Annotated in this window: 9 protein-coding genes and 2 pseudogenes; 6 read left to right on the top strand and 5 right to left on the bottom strand. The window is 70.2% G+C overall.

The annotated features are described in order from the left end of the window. On the top strand, positions 1–1479 hold a 1479-nt coding region (locus x551_RS14475; RefSeq protein ID WP_036249136.1), incomplete at its 5' end, for a TonB-dependent receptor. Between the two features lie 13 nt (positions 1480–1492). Here x551_RS14475 and pdxH read toward each other — a convergent pair. After that, entirely contained in the window at positions 1493–2134 is a 642-nt protein-coding gene (gene pdxH, locus x551_RS14470; RefSeq protein ID WP_036233478.1) for a pyridoxamine 5'-phosphate oxidase, read from the bottom strand. Positions 2135–2261: 127 nt separating this feature from the next. On the opposite strand from pdxH, the gene x551_RS14465 reads away from it, so the two are divergent. The 3 genes from x551_RS14465 to x551_RS14455 all read left to right on the top strand — a co-directional run bounded on the left by x551_RS14465 (position 2262) and on the right by x551_RS14455 (position 5851). After that, positions 2262–2723 carry a (2Fe-2S)-binding protein gene (locus tag x551_RS14465; protein ID WP_011830512.1) on the top strand — a complete coding sequence of 154 codons (462 nt, stop codon included), beginning with the start codon at positions 2262–2264 and terminating at the stop codon, positions 2721–2723. 10 nt (positions 2724–2733) lie between these two features. Further along, positions 2734–4983, top strand: a complete 2250-nt coding sequence (locus tag x551_RS14460; protein ID WP_036249134.1) for a xanthine dehydrogenase family protein molybdopterin-binding subunit — start codon at positions 2734–2736, stop codon at positions 4981–4983. A gap of 235 nt (positions 4984–5218) precedes the next feature. After that, positions 5219–5851 (top strand): nucleotidyltransferase family protein, encoded by a 633-nt coding sequence (locus tag x551_RS14455; protein ID WP_051495789.1) that lies wholly within the window; start codon positions 5219–5221, stop codon positions 5849–5851. A 32-nt stretch (positions 5852–5883) separates the two neighbouring features. On the opposite strand, the gene x551_RS14450 is transcribed toward x551_RS14455, so the two are convergent. The 4 genes from x551_RS14450 to x551_RS14435 form a co-directional block, all read right to left on the bottom strand. After that, positions 5884–6984 carry an AI-2E family transporter gene (locus x551_RS14450; protein WP_310732253.1) on the bottom strand — a complete coding sequence of 367 codons (1101 nt, stop codon included), beginning with the start codon at positions 6982–6984 and terminating at the stop codon, positions 5884–5886. Between the two features lie 178 nt (positions 6985–7162). Continuing rightward, positions 7163–7819 (bottom strand): gamma-glutamylcyclotransferase, encoded by a 657-nt coding sequence (locus tag x551_RS14445; RefSeq protein WP_036233471.1) that lies wholly within the window; start codon positions 7817–7819, stop codon positions 7163–7165. Between the two features lie 88 nt (positions 7820–7907). After that, entirely contained in the window at positions 7908–8303 is a 396-nt protein-coding gene (gene gloA, locus x551_RS14440; RefSeq protein ID WP_011830507.1) for a lactoylglutathione lyase, read from the bottom strand. Further along, positions 8300–8857: a PaaI family thioesterase gene (locus x551_RS14435; RefSeq protein ID WP_036233486.1), complete on the bottom strand. Its 558-nt coding sequence runs from the start codon at positions 8855–8857 to the stop codon at positions 8300–8302. Before x551_RS14435 ends, gloA begins: the two co-directional genes overlap by 4 nt. A 50-nt stretch (positions 8858–8907) precedes the next feature. Here x551_RS14435 and x551_RS14430 point away from each other — a divergent pair. Together x551_RS14430 and x551_RS14425 are read left to right on the top strand one after the other, a co-directional pair. Further along, positions 8908–9383, top strand: a pseudogene (locus tag x551_RS14430) (MarR family winged helix-turn-helix transcriptional regulator). Next, positions 9376–9866 (top strand): annotated as a pseudogene (locus x551_RS14425) (MFS transporter); the annotation flags it as partial. The pseudogenes x551_RS14430 and x551_RS14425, both read left to right, overlap by 8 nt.

The raw sequence follows: 9866 nt of genomic DNA, 5'->3' as shown, positions 1-9866 counted from the left end.
GCCGGCGGCAACGGCCTGGCGATCCACGCCGACGTGTTCGCACGCAAGACCGACGACCTGCGCGTGCCCGATTTCGACCGCCCCGTCGACGGCGGCGGCACCGAGCGGCGCGACCGCATCGTCAACTCGGCCAGCGATGCCAAGGGCGGCGCCCTCGGTGCGTCGATGCAGTGGGACCATGGCTACCTGGGCGCGTCGGTCGACACCTACCGCAACGACTACGGCATCGTGGCCGAGGACGACGTGCTGATCCGCATGCGGCGCGACAAGTTCGCGCTGGCCGGTGAGTGGCGCGACCTGGGCGGCCCGATCCGCAGCGTGCGCGCGCGCCTGCAGGCCACCGACTACCAGCACCAGGAGGTCGAAGGAACCGGCGAGGTGGGCACCACCTTCAAGAACAAGGGCAGCGACGGCCGGCTGGAGTTCGAGCACGCGCCGCTCGGTGACCTGAAGGGCGTGTTCGGCCTGCAGGCCGAGCACGCCAGGTTCGAGGCGCTGGGCGAAGAGGCCTTCGTGCCCAGCACCACCAGCGATCAGCTCGCGCTGTTCGCGCACGAGGAGCTGAAGCTGCAAGGCGCCTCGCGCCTCAGCTTCGGCGCGCGGGTCGAGCGCCATCGCATCGAGTCCGAAGGCGACGCGGGCGCCGCCGACCCGAAGTTCGGCGATGCGCTGAGCCGCCGCTACACGGCCGGCAGCGCGGCCGTCGGCGGCGTGTGGGACCTGGCCCCGGCCTTCGGCAGCGGCTGGCAGCTCAACGGCAACCTGACCTACACCGAGCGCGCGCCGACCAACTACGAGCTGTTCGCCAACGGCGTGCACATCGCCACCGCCGCCTTCGAGCGCGGTGATGCGGAACTGGGCAAGGAGAAAGGCAGCAACCTCGACTTGGCACTGGAGTGGAAGTCCGGGCACGACCGACTGCGGGCCGGCGCCTTCGTCAGCAACTTCTCGAACTACATCGCGCTGCTGCGCACCGGTGAACCGGACTTCGTCAACGACGAAGGCGAGGCCTTCCCGGTCTACGCCTTCCAGGGCGTCAAGGCGCGGCTCAGCGGCTTCGAACTGGAAGGCGCCTGGCGCGTGCTGGAAGGCGCCCGGACGGTCGATCTGGAGGCGCAGCTCGATGCGGTAAGAGCCACCAACCGCAGCACCGGCGAGCCGCTGCCGCGCATCGCGCCGCTGCGCGTCAAGATCGGCGCGGCCTATGGGCTCGAGGGCTGGACGCTGCGCGGCGAGGTGGTGCGTGCGCAGAAGCAGGACCGCGTGCCGGACGACGACGAGCCCACCGCCGGCTATACGCTGATCAACCTGGCCCTCAGCAAGCGGCTGGCCTGGGACGGCAACGATGCGCTGTTCTTCGTCAAGCTCGACAACCTGACCGACCGGCTGGCCTACAACGCCGGCTCGGTGGCGACGGTGCGCGATCTGGCGCCACTGCCGGGACGCAGCCTCAGCGCCGGTTTGCGCGTCGCGTTCTGATGTGTGCCTGGCGCTATGGCGCCAGGCGCTCTCGCAGCCAGCCCCCGGTGGGCTGCTGCGTGTAGCGCAGCCGGTCGTGCAGGCGGCTCTTGCGGCCCTGCCAGAACTCCCAGCGGTCCGGCAGCAGCCGGAAGCCGCCCCAGTGCGGCGGGCGCGGCGGGTTCAGCAGGAACTGCGCGCCGACCTTCGCCGCGTTGGCCACCAGCACCGCCCGCGACGCGATCACCTGGCTCTGCGGCGAGGCCCAGGCGCCGAGGCGCGAGTCGAGCGGTCGGGAGCGGTAGTAGGCGTCCGACTCGGTGTCGCTGACCTTCTCGACCCGGCCTTCGATGCGCACCACGCGCTCGAGATCGACCCAGTGGAACTGCAGCGCCGCGAACGGGTGTGCGGCCAGTTCGCGGCCCTTGCGGCTCTCGTAGTTGGTGTACCAGACGATGCCGCGCGCGTCGCAGCCCTTGATCAGCACGACGCGCGTCGACGGGCGGCCGTCGGCGCCGACCGTGGCGAGCGTCATCGCGTTGGGCTCGGGCAGCTCGGCCTTCAGCGCCTGATCGAGCCACTGCTCGAACTGCTGCAGCGGGTCGGCGGCCGAATGGGCTTCGTCGAGTTCACCCTGTTCGTAGCTCTTGCGGAGGTCGGCAATGTCGGGGCGCATGCATAAAAGTGTAGGCGGCTGGCGGAAGGCCAACTTGGCCCTGACTTTCGGTCAGGATTCCGCGCACCGCCGCGATGCGTCCGGCATCACGGAGCACAGTCCGTGACTTCCAGAATCGGGAGAAACCATGAGCACGCGCTTCACACTGAACGGCAAGGCGACCAGCGTCGATGTCGACCCGGCCACTCCCTTGCTGTGGACCTTGCGCGACGATCTGGCGATGACAGGCACCAAGTTCGGCTGCGGCATCGCCGCCTGCGGCGCCTGTACCGTCCACGTGGACGGGCAGCCCACGCGCTCGTGCATCACGCCGGTGTCGATGGTCGCGGGCAAGAAGGTCACGACGATCGAGGCCGTCGGCAACGACAAGGTCGGCAAGGCGGTGCAGGCGGCCTGGATCGAGCACGACGTCGCCCAGTGCGGCTACTGTCAGAGTGGCCAGATCATGAGCGCGACCGGTCTGCTGAAGAGCAACAAGGCGCCGAGCGACGCCGACATCGACGCCGCGATGGCCGGCAACATCTGCCGTTGCGGCACCTACCAACGCATCCGCGCCGCCATCCATGACGCCGCGAAGCGCATCGCCTGAGGACGCCCCGATGGACTTCGCACTCGTCGCCAAACGCCTCGCCGGCCAGTCGCCGGCCCCCGATACCGACGCCCGCTCCGGCGAATTCGACCGCCGTGGCTTCCTCAAGCTCAGCGCGCTCGGCGGCGGCGGGCTGGCCGTCACCTGGTCGGCACCGGCCGCGCTGGCGGCCGAGGAGGGCGCGCCCGCCGCGCCGAAGAAGCCGGTCGACCCCAGCCCCTTCATCAAGATCTATCCCGACAACACGGTGGAGATCCGCGTCAACCGGCTCGACTTCGGCCAGGGCGCGCTGACCGCGCTGCCGATGCTGGTGGCCGAGGAGCTCGACGTCGACTGGAAGCACGTGCGCGCCAGCCTCGCGCCGGCAGGCGAGGCCTACAAGGACCCGCTGTTCGGCATCCAGATGACCGGCGGCTCCAGCGCGGTGCCGAACTCCTGGCTGCAGTACCGTCAGGTCGGCGCGGCCACCCGCATGATGCTGGTCGCAGCGGCCGCCGCGCAGTGGAAGGTGCCGGCGGAGGCCTGCAGTACCGAGGCCGGCGTGGTGCGCCATGGCAGCAAGCGGGCGACCTACGCCTCGCTGGCTGCCGCGGCGGCGAAGCAGCCGGTGCCGTCGAGCGTGGCGCTGAAGGCGCCGGCCGACTACCGCATCATCGGCCACGGCAAGGGCCGCATCGACGCGGTCGCCTCCGTGTCAGGCAAGAAGCGCTACGGCATCGACCACCGCCTGCCGGGCATGAAGGTCGCGCTGCTGCAGCGGGCGCCGACCTTCGGTGGCCAGGTCGAGAGCTTCGACGCGAGCAAGGCGAAGGCCATCAAGGGCGTGATCGACGTGTTCCAGGTGTCGACCGACCGCGGCGGCACGGGCTTGGCCGTCATCGCCGACGGCTACTGGCCCGCCAAGCAGGGCCGCGAGGCGTTGCAGGTGAAATGGAAGGCCGGTGTCGGCGGCACGGTCAGCAGCGACAAGCTGCTGGCCCAGTACCGCGACGAGGCCAAGGCGCCGAAGCTCACGGCTCTCGCCGGTGACGGCGCCGCGATCGAGGCCGCCGCGAAGGCGGCGCCGAAGAAGATCAGCGCCGAGTACGAATTCCCCTACCTCGCACACGCGCCGATGGAACCGCTGAACGCGACCTTCGAACTGAAGGCCGATCGCGCCACCGTGTGGGCGGGCACGCAGTTCCAGACCGTCGACCAGACGGCGATCGCGCAGACGCTGGGCCTCAAGCCCGAGCAGGTGACGCTGAACACGCTGCCGGCCGGCGGCGGCTTCGGGCGGCGCGCGGTCCCGAGCTCGGACTACCTGCGCGAGGCCGCCGGCATCGCCAAGGCCTGGCACGCCAAGGATCCGAAATCGCCGTTGATGGTGATGTGGAGCCGCGAGGACGACATCAAGGGCGGCTACTACCGGCCGGCTCACCTGCACCGTGTCGACATCGCGCTCGGCGCGCAGGGGCAGGTGCAGGGCTGGGATCACGTGATCGTCGGCCAGTCGCTGGTGAAAGGCACGCCGTTCGAGTCCTTCCTGGTCAAGGACGGCATCGACCACACGATGACCGAGGGTGTGGTCGAGAACACCTATGGGATGCCGATGCGGCTGCGCGCCACGCACCCGGACGTCGCAGTGCCGGTGCTGTGGTGGCGCTCGGTCGGCCACACCCACACCGGCTTCGTGATGGAGACGCTGGCCGATGAGGTGGCGCGTGCGGCGGGCCAGGATCCGGTGGCCTGGCGGCTCGCGAAGCTCGACCCGAAGAAGCACGCGCGCCACGTGGCCGCACTGAAGCTCGCGGTCGACAAGTCGGGCTACGGCAAGTCCCTCCCGGCCGGCCATGCCTGGGGTGTGGCGGTGCACGAGTCCTTCGGCTCGGTGGTGGCCTACGTGGTCGACGTGTCCCTCATCGACGGCCGACCGAAGGTGCATGCGGTCACGGCCGGCGTGCATGCCAACCAGGTCGTCAACCCGACGGCGGCCGAGGCGCAGATCCAGGGCGGCGCGGTGTTCGGCCTGTCGATGATCCAGCCGGGCTTCGCGATCACGCTGAAGGACGGGGTGGTGGAGCAGAGCCAGTTCAGCGACTTCGCACCACCGCGCATCACGGATGCGCCGCCGGTGGCGGTGCATTTCGTGCCGAGCAACGATCCACCCACCGGCCTGGGCGAACCCGGCGTGCCGCCGATCGCGCCGGCGGTGGCCAATGCCGTCGCTGCGCTGACCGGCAAGCGCCTGCGCAAGCTGCCTTTCGAGGCACTGGCCTGACAAGCAGCACGCAAGGCCGATTACCTTCTGGGTGGGCGTTCAAGCGTCCGGGTTAGCCCCCGGGTCGGCCGGGCGTGGAGCGCCGAGACGCGCCGGGTGGAGCACTCTGGCGCGCCGGCCGCGGGTGAGGCCTTAGGTAGAGCTCCCACTTCCGGATTGCACGGGGTCGCGGTTTGATCGCAAGACAGGCCGCGCCAATGCTGGCGACGGCAAAACGCAAGCTGGGGGGATGTCGGTGCGACAAGGGCCGGTGGTGGTGGTGTTGGCGGCAGGGCGCGGCGTGCGCTTCCGCAGTGGGCGCAGCGCACGTGCTCACAAGCTCGAGCAGCCGTTCGGCGACTCGACGGTGCTCGAGACGACGCTCGCGCACGTGATCCAGAGCCGCCTGCCGGTGGTCGTGGTGACGACCGAGGCGCTGCAGGCTCGCGTCACCGCCACCATCGCGGCACGCGATGTGGTCGTTCTGCCGGGCAACGGCGACGAACAGCCGTTCGGCATGGGGGACTCGATCGCCGCTGGCGTCACCGCCCGCTCGAATGCCAGCGGCTGGATGGTGCTGCCCGGTGACATGCCGCTGGTGCAGCCCGCCACCCTGCGCGCCGTGGCGGCCGCGATGCCGCACCACCCGGTGGTGTATGCCCAGCACCGCGGGCGGCGCGGCCATCCGGTGGCGTTCGCCGCCGAGCTGTACTCCGAACTGGCGCGGCTCAGCGGCGACGAGGGCGCACGGCGTCTGGTGGCGCGCTATCCGGCTTTCGGGGTCGAGGTGCCTGACGGCGGCGTGCTGCTCGACGTGGACACCGAGCAGGATCTGGAGAGGCTGCGCGGTCTGCACGCTGCGCACGCCGGCGAAGCTGCGGTGGACTGACCCTGCGGTCACCGCCGCGTGCGCGGTCGCGGCTAGTCGCCCAGCAGTTCTCCGAGCGGCTTGAGGTCCTCGACGCGGTCGCACACGGCCTTGACGGCCATCAGGATCGGCACGCCGAGCAGCAGCCCCCAGATGCCCCACAGCCAGCCCCAGGCCAGCACGCCCACGAACACCACCACCGGGCTCATGCGGCTGGTGCGGCTGGTCAGCCAGGGCGTGATCAGGTAGCCGCTGATGCAGTGGAGCACCAGCGAAACGCCGCCCACCACCAGCGCCATGTCGAGCGTGCCGAACTGCAGGAAGGCGACCAGGGCCGAGCCGACGGTGACCGCGATCGAGCCGATGTAGGGTACGAGGTTCAGTACCGCGGCCACGATGCCCCAGACGGCGGCGTGCTCCAGGCCGATCCAGAGGAAGGCGAGCCAGGTCGCCACGCCGACCAGGGCGCTGATGAGCAATTGCACCAGGAGGTAGCGCTGGATCTGCTCGGTGATCTCGTCCAGTGCCTCCACCGTGACGCGCCGTTGCGCGAAGGTCGGACCCGCGATCTTCACCATCTTGCGGCGAAAGCTGTTGCCCGACGCGATCAGGAAGTAGGTGATGAAGCAGACGACGGTAGCCTGCCCGATCAGCCAAGCCAGGCCCAGCGTGCTGCTCCACAGGTAGTCCCGGATGCTGAACTTGCGCGGCTCGATCTGCACCCGTTGCACCCCGCGCTGGCCCGCCGCCGAGGAGGCGGCCTCCTCGGCGGCCTGCTCGAGCTGGGTGACGGCCTTCTGCATCGTCTCCATCTTGCTGGTCGGCTCGTTGCGAGCCGCCCTCACGGCTTGGCGCAGCTTCTGGGCGGCGGCCGGCAGGCTCTCGATCAGCTCGCTGGCGTCGTCGCCGAGCGAGTAGGCGGTCGAGCCGGCACCGGCGAGGATGGCCAGCAGCAGTACCGCCGCGGCCAGCGAGCGCGGAATGCGCCAACGCACCATCCGATCGACGATCGGCGACAGCGCGTAGCTGAACATCAGCCCCAGCAACAGCGGGATGAACACCGCGCTGGCCCAACGCAGCGCGACCAGGCACGCCAGCACCGCCAGCACGGCGAGCGAAAGGCTGCGCACGCCGATCGGCATTTGCAACAGCACGGGATGCGGCTCGTCTGCGCTCGCCGCCGCAGGCACTTGATCGGTCGGACGGGTGTCGTCGATCGCGGGTTCGTGTTGCATCGAAGAAGGGCCGGTACGCAGTGCCTGCGGGGCCACGATGATGCACCCTCGGCCTGCGTCCGGCCCGCGGGCTCGAACGGCGGCAGCCGGGGCCGGTCTACGCCGTGAGGCCGGCGCGCTGCGCCAGCGCCACCTGGCGCTCGATCGCGAGGTCGCGGATACCGCAGCGACGCAGGCAGGCCGCTGTTTCGACCAGGTAGTCGAGCGTGCTGCCGAAGCGGCCGCGCGCATGGCGCAGGATGCCGATCAGCGTGTCGTCATCCAGCTCGCCGATGTAGTTGGGGCTGCGCTTGCTGAGGGTGAACGCCAGCGCCGTGACCTGACCATGGGCGGTCTGGCACTGCAGCCATTTCGGATCGTAGACGCCGGAGAACATCTCGCGGTCCCACAGGCGGCGCAGTTCCGCGTCGGCCCGCGACGGCTCGAGCCGGTAGACCATACCGGAGCAGGAGCCGCCCGGCACCAGGGCGCACACGAGACCGGGGCGTTCCGGCGTGCCGCGGTTGATGCGCGAGCGCATGCGGAAGGCACGGTGCTGGCCGTGCACGCGGGCCAGCCGCTGTTCGGCGGCCTCGAATTCCGGGCGCCAGATCAACGAGGCGTAGCCGAAGATCCAGAGGTCGCGTCGCGCCGGCCGCTCGGCCAGCGTGCGTTCGAGCATCTGTTGGGGATCGCGCAGCGGCACGACCGAAACGGCGCCGGATTCGACGGCGCAGGAGGCGGGCTCGGGGTCGTAATCCAGGGCTTGCTGCACGGCAACAAGATTGCCGTCTGAGACCCGCTCCTGTCAAGCGCCGGTGGGCCGGCGGATCGCGGGAAAAACCACGCCGAAGCCGGCCAATTTACGCGCGCTCGATCAGTTCGATCTTGTAGCCGTCGGGATCGGTGATGAAGGCGATCACCGTGCTGCCCCCCTGCACCGGACCGGGCTCGCGGGTGATGGCGCCGCCGAGCGCCTGTGCCTTCGCGCGCACCGCGGCGCAGGTGGCCGCCACGTCGGGCACGCCGATCGCGAGGTGACCGTAGGCGGTGCCGAGTTCGTAGCGGTCGACACCGTGGTTGTACGTGAGCTCGATCTCGGCGTGCTCGGGGTTGCTGCCGTAACCGAGGAAGGCGAGGCTGTACTTCTGCGCCGGTCGCTCGGTGGTGCGCAGCAGCGTCATGCCGAGCACCTGGGTGTAGAAGTCGATCGAGCGTGGCAGGTCGCCGACGCGCAACATGGTGTGGAGCAGTCTCATGGGGAAGGGGGCCGGTCGAGGACGAAGCAGGTGGTCGAGGCGTGAGCGTACAGCGTGCCGTCGGGGCCGACCAGGCGGCCGTCGGCGGTGCCCAGGCTGCGACCCAGGTGGATCAGTCGGCCCTCGGCGCGTACCAGCGGTACCTTCGCGGTCAGCGCCTTCACCAGGCTGATCTTCAGCTCCACCGTCGTGTAGGTCTTGCCGGCCGGCAGCGCCGTGTGCACTGCGCACGCCACGGCCGAGTCGAGCAGCGTGGCGAACCAGCCGCCATGCACCGTGCCCATGGGGTTGTAGTGGCGCGCCAGCGGCCGGCCCTGGAACACCGCCACGCCGCGCGCCATGTGGATGGGCACGAAGTCCAGGGTCTCGAAGATCGGTGCCAGCGGCAGCTCGCCAGCGAACACGGCGTCGAAGAACTGCTGGCCGCTCAACGGGGCCACCTGTTCCGGTCGGCTCAGGCCGTAGCGCGGGTTGCGTTCGCGGACGGTGGCTTCGTCGGCCTGCCAGCGCGCCAGGGTGGCCGCGCCGTCGTCGTTGGGGGTTGGTGGATGCATGGTGCCGTGCATTTTATTGCAGATACAACAATTGTAGCTACAATAAATTCATGACACCTCCCCCACCCTCACGTCCGGCGGTCGCCGCCCCGCAGGGCTGCACCAACCTGAAGCTGCGGCAGCTCAGTCGCGCCGTGACGCGCCACTACGACGCTACGTGGCGCCGCTCGGGCTGAAGAACACGCAGTACTCGCTGCTGTCGCACGTGGTGCGGCTGGGACCGATCCGGCCCGGCGACCTGGCCCGCCACATGCGCCTGGATGCCTCGACGCTGACGCGCAACCTGCAGCCGTTGCTGGTGCAGGGCTGGGTGGCGCTCGGGCCGGGCGACGATGCGCGCAGCCGGCTCGTCGAGGCCACCGAGTCCGGGCAGGCCAAGCGCGCCGAGGCGCAGCGCGCCTGGAAGCAGGCGCAGCTGGCGCTGAACGCGCGGCTCGGTCCGGCGCAGGTGGTGGCGCTGCATGCGCTGATCGACGACTGCCTGGCCCGGCTCGACGATGCCGAAGAGGACGACAGCGATGCCTGACGCCGCAAATGCCGCTGCCGTCGTGCAGCCCCGCGCGCTGCCGCACCTCGGCCTGGTGCTGTTGGCCGCGGCCGGCGCCTTCGCGCTGACGATGGGCGTGCGCCAGTCGATGGGCCTGTTCCTCGGCACGCTGAACACCCACACCGGCCTGGGCATCGGAAGTATCAGCCTGGCTTTCGCCTGCGGCCAGCTGTGGTGGGGGCTGACGCAGCCCTTCGCCGGCATGGTGGCCGACCGCATCGGAGCGGGGCGCGTGATCTTCGTCGGTGTCTTGCTGGTCACGCTGGGCACCGCGATCACGCCCTACATGGACACGACGGCGGGCCTCGTCCTCTCGATCGGTGTGTTGGCCGCTGGCGGCGCCGGCATGGCCGGGCCGGCGGTGCTGATGGCGGCGACCACACGCCTGATCGAGCCGGCCCGCCGCGGCCTGGCGGCCGGCATCGTGACGCGGGCGGCTCGTTCGGGCAGTTCGTGTTCGCG

It is taken from the genome of Methylibium sp. T29, from assembly GCF_000576205.1.
Taxonomy (GTDB): Bacteria; Pseudomonadota; Gammaproteobacteria; order Burkholderiales; family Burkholderiaceae_C; genus Methylibium; species Methylibium petroleiphilum.
Note: the sequence above shows the minus strand (reverse complement) of the source record. Positions and strands in the feature narration are given on the sequence as shown.

Excerpts from the sequence above, each read along its gene's own strand:
- pdxH (WP_036233478.1), bottom strand. The coding sequence starts at position 2,134 with ATGCGCCCCGACATTGCCGACCTCCGCAAGAGCTACGAACAGGGTGAA.
- x551_RS14465 (WP_011830512.1), top strand. The coding sequence starts at position 2,262 with ATGAGCACGCGCTTCACACTGAACGGCAAGGCGACCAGCGTCGATGTC.
- x551_RS14460 (WP_036249134.1), top strand. The coding sequence starts at position 2,734 with ATGGACTTCGCACTCGTCGCCAAACGCCTCGCCGGCCAGTCGCCGGCC.
- gloA (WP_011830507.1), bottom strand. The coding sequence starts at position 8,303 with ATGAGACTGCTCCACACCATGTTGCGCGTCGGCGACCTGCCACGCTCG.
- x551_RS14435 (WP_036233486.1), bottom strand. The coding sequence starts at position 8,857 with ATGCATCCACCAACCCCCAACGACGACGGCGCGGCCACCCTGGCGCGC.